This is a genomic window from Methanolinea sp., from assembly GCA_016699325.1.
In the GTDB taxonomy this organism is placed as follows: Archaea; Halobacteriota; Methanomicrobia; order Methanomicrobiales; family Methanospirillaceae; genus UBA9949.
The window spans coordinates 763,233-777,574 of record CP064971.1 but is presented as its reverse complement, the minus strand read 5'-3'; the positions used below and the strand labels follow the sequence as shown (position 1 = coordinate 777,574).

At 54.4% G+C, this 14,342-nt stretch carries 16 protein-coding genes; 6 read left to right on the top strand and 10 right to left on the bottom strand.

The genetic code is table 11. The annotated features are described in order from the left end of the window. Positions 1–37 precede the first annotated feature (37 nt). The 5 genes from IPI71_04135 to IPI71_04115 all read right to left on the bottom strand — a co-directional run bounded on the left by IPI71_04135 (position 38) and on the right by IPI71_04115 (position 2,535). On the bottom strand, positions 38–616 hold the full coding sequence (locus tag IPI71_04135; protein ID QQR71696.1) for a hypothetical protein: 579 nt from the start codon (positions 614–616) through the stop codon (positions 38–40). Next, positions 613–1,050, bottom strand: a complete 438-nt coding sequence (locus IPI71_04130; protein ID QQR71695.1) for a hypothetical protein — start codon at positions 1,048–1,050, stop codon at positions 613–615. The genes IPI71_04135 and IPI71_04130 overlap by 4 nt, the downstream gene beginning before the upstream one ends. Then, a complete protein-coding gene (locus IPI71_04125) occupies positions 1,032–1,433 on the bottom strand; it encodes a hypothetical protein (GenBank protein ID QQR71694.1) in 402 nt (133 codons plus the stop codon). Before IPI71_04125 ends, IPI71_04130 begins: the two co-directional genes overlap by 19 nt. 200 nt (positions 1,434–1,633) lie before the next feature. Beyond that, positions 1,634–1,933: a transposase gene (locus tag IPI71_04120; protein ID QQR71693.1), complete on the bottom strand. Its 300-nt coding sequence runs from the start codon at positions 1,931–1,933 to the stop codon at positions 1,634–1,636. Positions 1,934–2,124: 191 nt separating this feature from the next. Further along, positions 2,125–2,535 (bottom strand): hypothetical protein, encoded by a 411-nt coding sequence (locus IPI71_04115; protein QQR71692.1) that lies wholly within the window; start codon positions 2,533–2,535, stop codon positions 2,125–2,127. 330 nt (positions 2,536–2,865) lie between these two features. Between IPI71_04115 and IPI71_04110 the strand changes: the two genes are divergently transcribed. Genes IPI71_04110 through IPI71_04100 form a run of 3 tightly spaced genes read left to right on the top strand, consistent with a single transcriptional unit; the run spans position 2,866 to position 5,962 of the window. Further along, complete coding sequence (locus tag IPI71_04110) at positions 2,866–4,131, top strand: UDP-glucose/GDP-mannose dehydrogenase family protein (protein QQR71691.1); 1,266 nt, start codon at positions 2,866–2,868, stop codon at positions 4,129–4,131. Continuing rightward, positions 4,023–4,970 (top strand): UTP--glucose-1-phosphate uridylyltransferase, encoded by a 948-nt coding sequence (locus tag IPI71_04105; protein ID QQR71690.1) that lies wholly within the window; start codon positions 4,023–4,025, stop codon positions 4,968–4,970. The genes IPI71_04110 and IPI71_04105 overlap by 109 nt, the downstream gene beginning before the upstream one ends. Beyond that, positions 4,961–5,962 (top strand): SDR family oxidoreductase, encoded by a 1,002-nt coding sequence (locus IPI71_04100; GenBank protein QQR71689.1) that lies wholly within the window; start codon positions 4,961–4,963, stop codon positions 5,960–5,962. Before IPI71_04105 ends, IPI71_04100 begins: the two co-directional genes overlap by 10 nt. Positions 5,963–6,331: 369 nt before the next feature. On the opposite strand, the gene IPI71_04095 is transcribed toward IPI71_04100, so the two are convergent. The 3 genes from IPI71_04095 to IPI71_04085 all read right to left on the bottom strand — a co-directional run bounded on the left by IPI71_04095 (position 6,332) and on the right by IPI71_04085 (position 7,766). Beyond that, positions 6,332–6,844, bottom strand: coding sequence for a CAP domain-containing protein (locus IPI71_04095; protein ID QQR71688.1), 513 nt, complete (start codon positions 6,842–6,844; stop codon positions 6,332–6,334). Between the two features lie 155 nt (positions 6,845–6,999). Then, a complete protein-coding gene (locus IPI71_04090) occupies positions 7,000–7,392 on the bottom strand; it encodes a hypothetical protein (protein ID QQR71687.1) in 393 nt (130 codons plus the stop codon). A gap of 86 nt (positions 7,393–7,478) precedes the next feature. Continuing rightward, positions 7,479–7,766 carry a hypothetical protein gene (locus IPI71_04085; protein ID QQR71686.1) on the bottom strand — a complete coding sequence of 96 codons (288 nt, stop codon included), beginning with the start codon at positions 7,764–7,766 and terminating at the stop codon, positions 7,479–7,481. Positions 7,767–8,092: 326 nt separating this feature from the next. Here IPI71_04085 and IPI71_04080 point away from each other — a divergent pair, with 326 nt between their 5' ends. The 3 genes from IPI71_04080 to IPI71_04070 all read left to right on the top strand — a co-directional run bounded on the left by IPI71_04080 (position 8,093) and on the right by IPI71_04070 (position 10,670). After that, complete coding sequence (locus tag IPI71_04080; protein QQR71685.1) at positions 8,093–8,728, top strand: DUF2284 domain-containing protein; 636 nt, start codon at positions 8,093–8,095, stop codon at positions 8,726–8,728. A gap of 765 nt (positions 8,729–9,493) precedes the next feature. Next, the gene (locus IPI71_04075; GenBank protein ID QQR71684.1) at positions 9,494–9,865 is read left to right on the top strand and encodes a rubrerythrin; all 372 of its coding nucleotides are present in this window, start codon (positions 9,494–9,496) and stop codon (positions 9,863–9,865) included. 7 nt (positions 9,866–9,872) lie between these two features. After that, a complete protein-coding gene (locus tag IPI71_04070) occupies positions 9,873–10,670 on the top strand; it encodes a bacteriocin family protein (protein ID QQR71683.1) in 798 nt (265 codons plus the stop codon). A gap of 313 nt (positions 10,671–10,983) precedes the next feature. On the opposite strand, the gene IPI71_04065 is transcribed toward IPI71_04070, so the two are convergent. Beyond that, entirely contained in the window at positions 10,984–13,272 is a 2,289-nt protein-coding gene (locus IPI71_04065; GenBank protein ID QQR71682.1) for a DEAD/DEAH box helicase, read from the bottom strand. Next, a complete protein-coding gene (locus IPI71_04060) occupies positions 13,269–14,342 on the bottom strand; it encodes a ribonuclease H-like domain-containing protein (GenBank protein QQR71681.1) in 1,074 nt (357 codons plus the stop codon). The genes IPI71_04065 and IPI71_04060 overlap by 4 nt, the downstream gene beginning before the upstream one ends.

Sequence of the window (14,342 nt, the reverse complement as noted above, 5' to 3'; positions counted from 1 at the left end):
AAATTTAAACGACTTAACCCAATTCGCCAGAAGCAATTTACCAGTGATTTGGCGCCTCCAGGCTACCATATCTCTTGATAAAATCTCCAAGAATTGGGCGTATTTCTGGGGAGAAGTTGGAAATGATCTTGACAGGATACCCAAAAGAAGGGTATATGATCGTAAGTGTCAAATTCGTGAGATAATTTTTGAGGACTTTCAGATTTTTCACGACGGGATCTTTACAGAAAAGTTGTGTCAAACTCACCAGGACTTTGGTGAGGAAAACGATCAACACGTACCCGATCACCGCGTGTTTGGACCAGTGCCGGATCGGCCGGAGCTCGGCTCCTTCTTTGAGGTCCCGGATGAACTTCTCTGCACGGTCACGATTCTTGTAGGCATTCAGGATGTTTTCGGGATCATCATCGATGGTTGATTCAAGCACGAAGAAACCTTCAAGACCGGTTACATAGGGGTTGGGGATATCGCCAATGATCTTCTGGAGATGACCACGGGCGATGATCCAACCCTCAGGAGCGATATACTGGCCGAGATCTTTTCCGCGTTCAACCTTCTTTGTGAGAACCTTCCCCTTCTCCAGGTCTTTCTCAAGTTTCCTTGCTTTCTTCGTCAACTGGTCACAGGCCAGGTCGTCACAGAAAAATATATGCGGACTTCTTCGCCATCCCGATATTTGACACATGAATAGACCCGGTTGCCAGAAACGAATGAAACCTGGCTTTCTTTCCTGGCATGGTAGATCGTTATCTCGTTCCGGTATGGTCCTTTCTTCTTTGCTTTCAGGGTCAAATAATGGAACTTCAGATCGCGGATCCTTCGTTTGTTATCCTGGGTATTCCCTCCACAGTCAAACACCAGAAGACTGCCTTCAGGAAGAACGCTCGAGCATAACCGGATCAGCATCTGCATATGCTTTTTATCCTGAACATTTCCTTTCTGGATGGTCAGCATCGTCGGTATGTTATTGAGGCCGACACTGATCCCAAATGCGATCTGGAGTTTCCCTGGCTGATTGTCCCGGGAATACCCTAACTCCCCAGCGGACATTTTGTCCCCTCAAAGTAACTCGAACTGAAGTCCACGAACTGGGTTGGATCCACGAGGCTCTGCTGGGAGATCCAGCGTTGAAACTGGTCAAGAACAATCGACTTTCTTTCTCCCAGTCGTTCCAGAGTCCGATACAAACTCCGGTCTGAAATTGTATCTTCAAACCCCAGTGTCTTGAGAAGTTCGTCGGGGGTAAAGTCCAGAATCTTATTGATCGATACCGATTGATTGAGTTTGTTGCTGATGAGAAGCTTTACGGATGGTATGAATGACTTGCTTCGACCACCAACTCCGCCAAGAACTGATGCGAAAAAGTTGGTCTCCGAATCAATTTTATCGATTAATGCTATATTACCTAATGAGAAGGCTGTGTTTTTTTGCATGAAATTATATAAACACTACCTTCTCATCCTTCTTCTGGCGAAGTCAGGTTAAAAATAATGGATGAAGGGTTCGCCCTCGGAAGACCTCCAGCAGAGACCCGGACACAGGCATCCCATTCTTTTTTTTCACTGTTGAGATATGGCCTCTGACCCTGCAGAACCAGTCAGCTCCTTCCTGGCTCCTGAACGTCCCAGAAATCTTATTTTGGCAGTTTCATCATCCGGATATCCCGTTCAGCCAGAATATTTGAGAGCAGAATCGGGAAGTCATACATGAACGAGAGGCTATCCTTCTCGTGTTTCTGGCAACAGTCGAGGAGGTTTTTCGCTTTTGACGGCCTCTTGCACCCACGTTTAATACCAGTACCAGAAGCATGAGAGACAGGGTTTTCCTGCATGCCGGATTCAACGATTTGGTGGTCGATGCTTGGGTAGACCATGAGTGCTTTCCCTTCGAGCTCTGCGATGCGGGCTTTCAGCTGGGCGTTTTCTGCTCGCAACTCTGATATGATGCGATTTTGTTCTTCGATGACGGCTGGAAGCGATTAAATATAAGATGCAGAGGTCACTTCATTGATGTCGTTATTCTGCTGATCTTCTACCACTAATTGTTACTATTACGTCGTTGCACAAGGATCTTAGCGGCTGACCATGAACAGTTACAAAAAAAAAGTTAATGCGGAATGCGGTATTATAAAAACTTCCCCATGGCCTGCTCTTTTGATTTGAACCTGGTGCTGACTGAAATTTTGTCGTATCCCTCCAATAACATGTCCTTTTCCGGGAAGATGATATTTGCATTCGAATAGCTGAACGAAGAAGTCGTGGAGAAACCCCCACACGAGGTGCATGACGATCTTCCACTCTGGGTCTCAATGACCCACTCCCAATAAGATACAGGGATATCCTTCCAAATCGACCTGTTCAGGGCATCATCCAGGAAAGGACAGGAGCAATAGACGGGGAACATGTAGTAAGGGTCTACCGGGTAGTAGTAATACGGGTAATCCCGATAGTTGGGGCAGCAGGGAGGGTAATCGAATACAGCACTCGCAGTGGGTATCACTGACCCGAGAAGCACCCCGATAATAATTATCTGCATAGCTCTTCGTATACGGTGCATAGGTACATTCCCAATGCATAGTGTGCTGCATTAATAAAAGAGACTTTCCTCAGGTACTTGGTGGAAGAGTTGGGTTCACCGGGTATACGGTAACCTGTTCACCGGATCAATAGCCCGATGTCACCGGCGGGATAATTTTCCCCAAATGTGGCAGGATAATTTTCCCCGCCTGCTCACATAACATACACGGAAAACGTCCCGGGAGAGAGTGCGTGGAACACCCCCTGTTTCATGCACTCCCTGGGTGGTTACTGTCACCTTTTGTTATCAACATTTTAATCCTCATAAAACCCAACGCAGTATTCATACATGCGGATTTCGATATTCGGCACCGGCTATGTCGGTTCGGTCACAGGCATCTGCCTCGCTCATTGGGGCCACCAGGTAATTTTCAATGACATCGATACACGCAAACTCGATATGATTGAAAAAGGCCGCCCCCCGGTATACGAACCCGGCCTGGACGACCTGCTCCGGAAAAATAAGGGACACATTGCCACTACGGATAACCCGGTTCAGGCCGTTCAGCAGAGTGAGATCTCCTTTATCTGTGTCGGAACACCCTCAAACGGGGATGGCTCGATCAACCTTCAATACGTAGAGCAGGTCTGCAGCGACATTGGACAGGCCGTAGCCCGGAAAGAAGGCATCCATACGGTTGTCGTGAAAAGCACGGTGATACCCGGAACGACCGAGGGTGTCGTTATTCCAGCGCTGGAAAAACAATCAGGAAAAAAAGCCGGCAAGGGATTCTCCGTTGTTTCAAACCCGGAATTTCTCAGGGAGGGGAATGCGGTCCATGATTTCTTCAATCCTGACCGGGTCATCATCGGTGCGCAGGACGAAACAAGCGGAGAACTCGTGAAACAACTGTATTCCCCGGTTGACTGCCCGAAGATGATAACGTCCCTGAAAACTTCGGAGATGATAAAATATGTCAGCAATGCCTTCCTGGCAACCAAGATCAGCTTTGCAAACGAGATCGGGAACCTGTGCAAAGTCCATGGAATCGACAGCTACGAAGTCTTCCAGGGGGTAGGAATGGATGCCAGGATCAACCCGGCCTTTTTCAGATCGGGGATAGGGTTTGGCGGGTCCTGTTTCCCAAAGGATGTCCGGGCCCTCATCGAGTTTGCAAAAACGTCGGGAACGGAGAGGAATATCCTCCAGGCGGTCATAACAACGAATGAAGATCAGCCCAAGAAGCTCGTCCAGCTCCTGAAAAGGCACCTTGACATCCCTGGAAAGACCATCGGTATCCTGGGCCTTGCATTCAAACCGGGTACCGATGACATCCGGGAAACACGTGCTATCCCGGTAGTCCGGGCACTATTGGATGAGAAGGCACACATCATTGCATACGATCCCCTGGCCATGGATAATTTCAGACGGGAATTCCCCGGCATTTCCTACGCCAGGACAGCAGAAGAAGTATTGGCGGCCGATGCAATCCTGATCGTCACCGAATGGCCCGAATTCGACAGGATCGACTATACCGGCAAAACAGTCATAGATGGCCGCAGGGTCGAGCGGGCAAAAAAGACAGCAGGTATGTACGAAGGGGTGTGCTGGTGAAGACGGTTACAAAGGCGGTCATCCCGGCAGCAGGATTGGGAACACGCTTTCTTCCCATCACCAAATCGATGCCGAAAGAGATGATCCCGGTTGTGCATAAACCGGTCATCCATTACGTCGTTGAAGAGGCCTACCTGTCCGGGATAAAGGATATCCTGATCATCACGGGTAAGGGAAAGCGGGCAATCGAGGACTACTTCGATCTCGATAAAAACGCGTCAGGCAACGAAATGATCCACAGCCTTGACGAAATTCTCGGCAGGATCAATATCTATTATACCCGGCAGAAAGGTGTGCGGGGCCTTGGCGATGCGATCGGTCATGCCGAGGCATTTGCCGGGGGTGACCCGTTTGCGGTACTTTTGGGGGATACGATAACCATTCCGCCGTGTACAATGGCATTGGGTTCGATATACGAAAAGCACGGGAAAAGTGTCATCGCCGTTGAAAAAGTCCCGCGGGACATGATCCAGAACTACGGGATTGTGGCGACATCTGATGACACCCGGAAAGATGCCTTTGTCATCGACGACCTGATCGAAAAACCAGTACCTGAACACGCTCCATCCGATCTTGCGATACTGGGGTCGTATCTCCTCACCCCTGAGATATTTGATTGCCTCAGGGAAGTGACACCTGATCGCAAGGGGGAGATACAGCTGACAGACGCATTGAGAATCCTGGCCCGGAAAGAAACCGTACTTGGGCATGTTTTCAACGGGAGAAGGCTTGACATCGGGAACAAGATTGACTGGCTCAAGGCAAACATCGAGCTCGCATTAGCCGATCCCGAGCTTGGGCCTCACGTTGAAGAATTTATCAGGAGGCTATGCCCTTGATAGAGCAGGATGTCGGGGATATTGTAAAAAATCTGGACGGCCTGTCGTTTGAAGATACCACGGTCCTGGTAACGGGCGGTTCAGGATTTCTCGGGTCCTGGATATGTGACGTTGTGCACCGGCAGAATGGCAGGGTGCTCTGCCTCGACAATTTCTCATCGGGGAGAAAAGAAAATGTCGAGCATCTCGTGAATGATGATACCTTCATGCTGATCCGGCATGACATCAGCAACCCCTACCAGCCATCAGAAAAGATCGACGTTGTTTTCCATCTCGCATCACGGGCATCCCCCCTTGAATTCGATCAGTTCCCCATCCAGATCATCAAGGCAAACAGTCTTGGAACCCTGAATGCTCTGGGTATCGCGAAGAAACACGGCGCACGGTTCCTGTTCACGTCAACGAGTGAAGTGTATGGAGATGCAACCGTAATTCCCACTCCCGAGTCGTATAACGGCAACGTGAACACCCTAGGCGTCCGTGGGTGCTATGATGAATCAAAACGGGTCGGAGAGGCGTGTTGCATGGCATACCTCCGCCAGCACAAGGTTGACGTGAGAATTGCCCGGATTTTCAATACCTATGGCCCCCGCATGCGGGCAGACGGGTACTACGGGCGGGTCGTTCCCCGGTTCATCGAGCAGGCAAATAATGGGCGGCCTATCACCATATTCGGCAGCGGAGAGCAGACGAGGAGTTTTTGTTATGTCACGGACCAGGTTGCCGCCCTCCTGAAGCTTGCCGGAAGAGACGGGTTGACCGGGGAAGTCATCAATATCGGCATGCCCATGGAAATCACGATCCTCGACCTGGCCGGAAGAATAAAAAAATTCCTGTCATCTGATTCCCCGTTCGTTTTCCAGCCGCTTCCTGCGGACGACCCGAAGAGACGGTGCCCGGATATCGGGAAGGCGGGAATCATGCTGGACTGGGAACCTCGCGTGGCCCTTGAAGAAGGTCTTCGTCGCATGATCGAGGCTGGACAGCACTGAGGAATGGTGTACTTGTTCAATCTGTATTCTGAGAGAAATTCACTCACCGAACAGCACCATCCGCTCTTGTTTCCATTCTGGGGGTCCCTGGAAACCTGGAACATGATGAAGTCTCTTTGAATTATGCAAGGTTTACCCCTTCATATTTTCGACTTTCATCTATAGAAGATGCAGATTATGCTCTCTTTCCAACATATTACCAATTCATTTGTGATAACCCCGAAAGGTTACAAGATTTTGAGTCAAAGAGATTCATGACCCCGTTCTCCTTGTTTCAATTCATTAGGATACGGCGTCTCGGAATTTACAGAACTTTCCTTACACTATCCCTTGTAACGAGTTGTTGTGTGAAAAAATTCAATTTTCAAATCATCCAAACAGAATCTTATCAATAGGACGCACAATTGAGTCGTAGATGGAATCAAAAACCGAATAAGAGAAATTGGTTGCTATCCCAGATTGAGAAAATCTTTGGGTCGCATAGAAATGAGAGCCCCGTCGAACAACACCAATACCGATAATATCATTGGTAGTATTCAGGATGTTACTCCTATGACCCGAGCTCTTCATCCATTGACGATGAAATTGTGATGCAATTTGTTGATCAGAAGATCCAGGATTGAAAATATAGGCAACATTTTCAAATCCCGCATTGGAATCATGAAAGATATCTCGTGCATTAGCCATCCGTTTACTATGATCCCTCGCATAATTCGACAAATTTTTACTATAACGATATTTTCTAATTCCTTGCTTATTTCTTGATTTATTCGTTAAGGAATAGATGATGCTCTCAATTCGTTGACAATTATTTCTTGGCATATTTTCACCCAATCTCCGATTGAAAACAGTAAAGGAAAGACGAGGGGCTAGAACAGCCAACCCCAATCATCATCCCTTCTTCTCCTCCTCGAAGTTCGTTCCCCTCGGCCAATTAACCAATCACCGTATTTCTCTCCGGACGGACGGGAACGCCCATCCCCGCCCATTAGGTGATTATAATCCCCTCTTACTGTTTTTCTTCGATACGCCATTGCTCACACACCTCCATCGTAGTATTTCCGATTCGGGAGATAACTGTCATAAATTTTGTAGGAATTACCGGATAGATAAACGACAAAAACCTCAACTCTATCAGAGCTTTCTGTTCCTTGAATTTGAACTTCTGCCAATTTTACTGGCTCTAATTGCTTTGAAATAATCCGGCCGTCTGATCGAGTAACCCTCACAATACAATAATCCGTAACAACCTGCCCTTTTCCTCCCGAAAATAATGCGTTTATCGTATGATACACAGGGTCCTTCTCTATTTGAACAGTTACTGCAATATTTGAAGGAGGTGATTGAGAGAGCCCGGGGGGTTGCAGGAAAAGCCCGCTCCCGTGATAAATAAAAATGAACGCTCCAACTAATATTACACCCAAAATCATTGCAATGCGAAGATTTCCTTCATGATGTTGGTTATTTCTATACGTTCTCCGCGTATCCCAATGCCGATAATACCGCGACATAGGGATCACGCATCCTCGATAATCACATCAGGGAAAGCCACTGAAAACTCTACTTCTTTTTTTGGAAGATGTTCGAAGAGTTCGATAGCTTCCCCTTGAGACAATGGCTTCAGATAGTCCTGTTCGCCTCGCCGTTTGGTCTGATATTGGGCGAAATAATTTCCTTTCATTGTTTTAAACAGGAAAATATTCCGCCCTTTTCGTTCCCAGTTTCTACCATCCCAATACGCATCTGATGCGAGGAGGAATGCGGCATCGGTCCTATATCGTTTGCCGTTAACTACTACGCTCATCAATTTAGGAAACATTCTCTGCCTCCATCACCGGTTTTACCGGAGTGGTCGGGCACGGTCTATGCCGTGGTACTGGTCTCTGCCAGCCGACAATGTGGTGTAGAGTGTTACACTAAATAAATATTTCCAATTCCTATCATATAATTTATAGAGAGGGTGATCTACCGCCATAATTCTTATATGGTCTTGAGTCTTTTGTCCGCGAAGCAAAGAAGTACCAAACGTGAATGAGAGACGGGGGATTAGGAGAAGTCAAAGTCCTATGGGCTCAAATGCCAAATAACTATATTGCTGTGCCGATATCTTTTGCATAGAGGAATTCACCTGTGAACATCGCTCCCGAACTGGAAAAACTCACCACCCTCGCCACCTCAAAAGGCGCTCAGGCCAGGCCCATCCCTGCATCCGAGGTCGTCGTCTCCAACTGGGTCCGGTTCAAGTGCCGGTTCGGGTGCAAGGGATACGCCAAGCACTTCGGATGCCCCCCGTATGCCCCGACACCGGCCGAGACCCGGGCCATGGTAGGGGAATACGAGACCGGCCTCCTCCTCCGCTTCGACGGCGTCCCCGGTCACCCCTCCTTCGGGCCGGACGACATCCCCGAGGACTTCCACCATTTTTACACAGACCTGATCCTCTGGGTGAACACCACCGTCCACTTCATCGAGAAGACCGCCTTCTACGACGGGTTCTACAAGGCGTTCGGGTTCGGCGGCTACCCGTGTATCTTCTGCGAGGAGTGCGTGGCCGAGCAGTGCGAAGGGGTCGTCGACGAGAGCCTGCGGAGGAAGTGCCGGCACATGGACCTGGTGCGCCCGAGCATGGAAGCATCGGGGATCGATGTCTTTGCTACCGCAAAAAAGGTAGGATGGGAGCTCTCGACCATCCCCTGCAGGGACATGGAGTACGGCAAGGTCATCCACAGCAATATCGTGTCGATCGGGCTTGTCCTCGTTTTATAGGAAACCCAGGTGAGCGGTCTTCCGGTTTCCTGCAGCATTGCAGCAGTCCTTCAGCAGGATCACGATTTTCCGGGGGATTGATCCGGGCACAATTTCGGGATGGATTATGAAACAAAAGCCTTTCCACGGTTTCCCGGATCGTGTCCCCCAGCATTTCAGCAAATTTGGGTTCACACAGTCAGTGCGCACCAGGACATTCTGCTGATCCAGTGTTCTGTGTATGCTGGGATTTGCTGGGGATTGATCTGAACTAAGAATTATTTTTTATTATAGGTATTATTTTCCGGATCAGAGCCCGCAGGCTGGTTTTCGAATTGTGCAGCAGGTTGCTGGGGATTGCTGAAGGATTGCTGTGATTGCTGAAGGATAGGGTTGTCATCCAGCCATACCACTGCGCCATGGGATAAAGACCCGAAGGGGTCGGCCAAAGGTGGAGACAATGGCCCGCCTCAACACCAGGGCCCCCCTCTTGGTTCACCACGGGCCAGGGGGATTAGCCGGGCACTTTGCAACAGGTCCGGGGCCCACGTGGGATCCCCGGGGTATCGTTGGCGGGAGCCTGCGGTGCCCGGCACATGGAACCGGTGCAGCCGGGTATGGAGGCCCCAGGGACCGATTCCTGGCAAAGGCAGAGAAGGTGGGATGGGGAAGCGCCAAATCATCGCCTGCCGGTGATGGGACCCGCAACCACATATATAAATAGACAGAAAGGGAGAATTATCGCTGGAAGGGTTCTCCCCTGGAAACCCTTGGGAGAGTGTTACAATGGCTGAATTCGCTCATGCATTTTATGGAAACGCCAGCCCCCGGAAGCTCACGCACAGCGAGCTTATCAGGGCCATCCGGCTCATGATCGTTGACGAGTACGAGGCTATCTCGATCTATACCCAGCTCGCCGAGTCGATCGACAACCAGCTGGCAAAGGAAGTGCTGCTCGACATCGCCGATGAAGAACGCGTCCATGCCGGGGAATTCCTCAGGCTGCTGAAGGAGCTGGCACCGGACGAAGAACACTGGTACGCCGAGGGCGCAGCCGAAGTCGAGGCCGAGATCGCAAAGATGGCCGGCGCCCAGGCTGCCGGGGACACCCCTGCAGCGGCAGACAAGCCAAAGACCATCGGGTCGCTGAAGGGGTGAGGAAACCATGGAGACGAAATACCTGGGGCGGGAGGATGCCCCGATCACGCCGGAGACCTGGGACTACCTGGACACCACCATGGTGCAGGCCGCAAAGACCGTGCTTACCGGCCGGCGCCTCCTTCACATCGAAGGCCCGTACGGGCTCGGGCTCAAGGCCGTACCCCTCGAGGACTGTTCGGTATCGGAGTGCATGCTGGTCAGTCAGTTCGTGCCCGTGCACCTGATCAGCACCACCTTCTCGCTTGGGGTGCGCGACCTGCTCGCCTTCGAGCAGAACGGGCTTCCGTTCCCGGCCTCACCGGTCGCTGACGCAGCGGTCGGTGTCGCCCAGATGGAAGACTCCATCATCTTCGAGGGAGCCCCCGGAACACCCGGCCTCCTCACCGTGGCGGGGGCAAACAGCCAGAAGCTCGCCTCGTGGAGCACGGTCGGGAAAGCCGCCGACGATATCATCCAGGCCATGATCACCCTCGACGAGGCCGGTTACCACGGACCCTATGCCCTCGCCCTCGCCCCGGCCCGGTTCAACCTCCTGTACCGGAGGCACATGCAGGGGATGGGAACCGAGCTCGAGCACCTGCGGACCATCGCTACCGACGGGATCTTCAAGGCCCCGGCCCTGAAGACCGGCGGCGTCCTGATCGCCACCGGGAAGCAGTATGCATCCATCGTGATCGGCCAGGACATGACCACCGGGTTCATCGGCCCGGCCGGGGACGCCCTCGAGTTCTCGATCACCGAGAGCCTCGCCCTGCTGGTCAGGGAACCGGCCTCGATCTGCGTGCTGAAAGAGAAGGCGTGAACTTCTCCCGGGTCCACCCTTTAAAAAGACAGGATCTATTCAAATCTCTTTTATTTCAGGAAAGTACTCATTTTAAACGCTCTTTACAAAGACCTTCACAGGAGCCGCCCAGCCGGTAAAAGCCACCGCCGCCAGGGCTGCATAAGCCTGTTTTACCCCCTCCATGGGGCGAGGGTAAAGAGCATATTTTTTGAGCAGGAAAAAGAGGCATCATCCAAAAACAACGGAGATTAACGCATTTTTCCGGACGCGTGAACACTGTTTCCGGTGGAACCAACACTCCCGTTCAAACGGAGGCTGGATCAGGGGTATTTCAGATACCCCCCGGTTCCGGAATACCCGGGGAGGCCTGGTCCCCCTCTCCAAATGCCCTGCACAGCGCACCGAGGATGAGGACCGTCCCCTCCTTGTCGAGCGGCTGGTTGTCGTTCCCGCACCTGGGAGAGTAGATGCACGCCGGGCAACCCTCCCTGCAGGGACACTCGCTCACCAGGGCGAAGGTGTGCCGGGCCAGGTCCCCGAAGATGCGGTAGGCCTTCTCGGAAAGCCCGATCCCGCCTTCGTGGCCGTCATACACGAAGACCGCTGGACCCCCGGTCGCCGGGTGGGCAGGGACCGAGAGCCCGCCGAGGTCCCACCGGTCGCACAGCACGTGGAACGGCATCATGGCGATCAGGGCATGCTCGGTACCATGCAGCCCTCCGTCAGGGTCGGCACCGGTGGCCCGGACCTCGTCCTCCAGGCCTTCCGGCGGCGTGAACCAGACGGCCTTCGTTGAAAACCGGAGCAGGGGCAGGTCGAGCGGCTCGATGCCGAGGAGGGCATCGTTGCGGATGATTCGATAGGCATAGTAATGCTCGCTCACCTCGACATCGCCGAACGAGAGGGTGAAGCCGCCAGCCAGGCGCGACTCCCGGACCTGTTGCACGGCAATATCAACGGACTTCAGCGGTCGCGTATAATAATCGACGTCCGATGGATGGACCCGGACGATCCCATGGGCGAGGTCCATGGAATCCACCAGGTACTGCTCGCCCTGGTGGAGGAGGACCGCTCCCTGGTGGGCTTCCCGGAAGGCCTGGCCGCGGTCCATGGTCTCAAGCGTCCGCCCGTCCAGGACGACCCGGAACGAGTCGCGGGAGATCCCAAAAAACCCCACAAGCTCGTGCGGCCGCCGGCTCCCGGAGTACACGAGCCCCCGCGGAGTCCCGCTAACAAGGTGTTCGGCAAAGAGCGCATCGGCAAATTCCGAAAACCGGGGTCCAAAGTAAACCGAGTCAGAACCAACTAGGGGAAGTTCCGCGGCAGCACATAGGAGCTGGCCGGAGAAGATGTACGGATTTTCGAGATCCACAATGGCGCTCTCGTGTGGGGAGCCAAAGAACAGGTCCGGGTGGCGCATGAAGTACTGGTCAAGGGGATTCGGGCTGGCGACCAGGACGGCCACCGACTCCTCCCCCCTCCTCCCTGCCCTCCCGGCCTGCTGCCAGGTGGCCATCATCGTCCCCGGGTAACCGGCAAGGATAACTCCGTCGAGCGAGCCTATGTCGATCCCAAGCTCGAGGGCATTCGTCGAGACAACCCCGGCAAGGGAGCCGGACTTGAACCGCTGTTCGATCTCCCGGCGTTCTTCCGGGAGGTACCCCGCCCGGTACGCGGCGACCTGGCCGGCCTCCCCAACCCGCTCCCGGACCACACCTTCCCGTGCCCACAGGGCGACGAGCTCGGTCATCTTCCGCGACCCGGTGAAGGTCAGGGTCTGGAGCCGGTGGCGGATGCACTCCACCAGGATGCCGGCCGCATCGCGGTGGAACGACCCCGCCCTGACCCCGCCGGAGAACGGGTTGTAGAGGACGAACCGGCGCGGTCCCTGCGGGGCGCCATCCCCTGCAACGGTCCGGAACGGCACTCCGCAGAGGTTCCCGGCGAACTCGGCGGGGTTGGCGAGGGTTGCGCTCGCGACGATGAACCGTGGGTCCGACCCGTACCGGGCGCAGATACGGCGCAACCTCCGGATGAGGAATGCCACGTGGGACCCAGTGACTCCCCGGTAGCGGTGCGCCTCGTCGATTACCACGCAGGAAAGGCCGGAGAAGAACCGCGACCACTGGTGGTGCCAGGGGAGGACCTGGTGGAGCTCGTGGGGGTTCGAGAGTACGATCCTGGACACCTGCCGGATCCGCGGGCGCCGGTCACGGGGAGTGTCGCCGTCGTAGATGGCCGGGGAGGCGGAAATGCCGGTCTTTCTGCAGATCTGGTCAAACGTGGCGAGCTGGTCGTTGGCAAGCGCCTTTGTGGGGTAGAGAACGAGGGCGGTCGCGGCGGGATCGCGCCACAGCCGGTCGAGTACCGGGAGGAGGAAGGCCAGGGTCTTCCCCGAGGCTGTCCGGGTGGTCAGCACCAGGTGTTCACCGTTCCGGAAGGCAGTATACGCATCTGCCTGGTGCGAGTAGGGCCGTATCCCCCGGTGGTCAAGATAGTCCCGGAGCGGGGGCGGGAGTTCCACCTCCCCGTAGACACCTGCCCGCCCCGGGAAGGAACGGATCTCCGCAATAGCGCGGGCCTGTTGCTCGAGCGCGGCAAGAAACGTGGCGACGGTCATGGCTCACCATTCCTGAACAGGGCGAAGAGCCGGGCAAGCGATACGATATCCTGGCGGTTGTGGGAAACGATGGGAACAAGGGGCCCCGGGTTGCCGGTGGCCAGGTAGGCCTCGTAGAACTCGGGGACCATGGCCCCCGGGACATCACACTCCCGGCAGACCCCGAACAGGTGGCGCTCGAGCGTCCCCAGGCGGCAGTCCGGGAGCCGGTCCCGCCACCGGCTCCGGGCCACGTGCAGGAGATCGTAGTGCGGGTTTTTTATCCCGGCCGGCCGGCCGTAGAAAGCGGAACGCTCCAGAAGGCAGGGCACATCGAACGCCTTGCCATTGAAGGAGACGATGACCCGGTCCTCTGCCAGCACCTCGCGGACAACGGAAAGGGAGGGAAGCTCCTCCTCGATTCCCCGGAGCAGGTACTGGGCGATATGCAGGGTATCGCCCTGCACCCCGGCCAGCCCGAAGAGGATGATAGGGCGCGAGAAGAGCCCCATGGTCTCGAGGTCGATGAACAGCAGGTCGGAGGGGTGGTAGAGCCCCGAGGTCAAAAACGCGTTCTGGTGCGACGGGGAATGCCACCGCGTTACCAGGCCCTCGATCTCCGGTATCCCGTCCCCGGAGAGGATCCGGAGGCTCCGGGCTGCCGCCTTGCCGAACCGCTGGTGACGGACCAGGTCGGCAATGGTCCGGTAGCCCCTGGCCTTCAGCCGCTGCTCGGTTCTGGCCCCGATGCCGCGGACCAGCTGGAGATCGGAGAGCAGGAGGTCCCGCAGCGCCCGGCGGTCCTGGCAGCCGAGGGCGAGGTGCTCTTCGGAACGGATACAGTAGCAGGCCCCTTCGGTGGTCTCCTGCTCCTCTCCCCTGAAGATATCATCGAGACCCTGCCCTTCGTGGGATGAGAGGAGGGATGCCAGGTGTTCCCGGGCAGCCTCGTGCTGCGATTCATAGACCCAGGAAGCATGGAGACTGGTCCGGAACACCGTATCGTTCCGGATGATGGAATAGTCGTGTGCCTCGTCGATTCGGGAACGCCACATCCTGCCTGCGGAAGAAAGAGCGGGGCCAGACTCCAT